Annotated in this window: 1 rRNA gene; it reads left to right on the top strand. The window is 52.5% G+C overall.

The annotated features are described in order from the left end of the window. Positions 1 to 261, top strand: a 16S ribosomal RNA gene (locus NWP14_RS27880); the annotation flags it as partial.

Below are 261 nucleotides of genomic sequence, written 5' to 3'. Positions count from 1 at the left end.
TTAGCAGAGATGCTTTGGTGCCTTCGGGAACTCTGAGACAGGTGCTGCATGGCTGTCGTCAGCTCGTGTTGTGAAATGTTGGGTTAAGTCCCGCAACGAGCGCAACCCTTATCCTTTGTTGCCAGCGATTCGGTCGGGAACTCAAAGGAGACTGCCAGTGATAAACTGGAGGAAGGTGGGGATGACGTCAAGTCATCATGGCCCTTACGAGTAGGGCTACACACGTGCTACAATGGCATATACAAAGAGAAGCGACCTCGC

Source organism: Klebsiella sp. C349492, assembly GCF_042055345.1.
Lineage (GTDB): Bacteria > Pseudomonadota > Gammaproteobacteria > Enterobacterales > Enterobacteriaceae > Klebsiella > Klebsiella scottii.
Note: the sequence above shows the minus strand (reverse complement) of the source record. Positions and strands in the feature narration are given on the sequence as shown.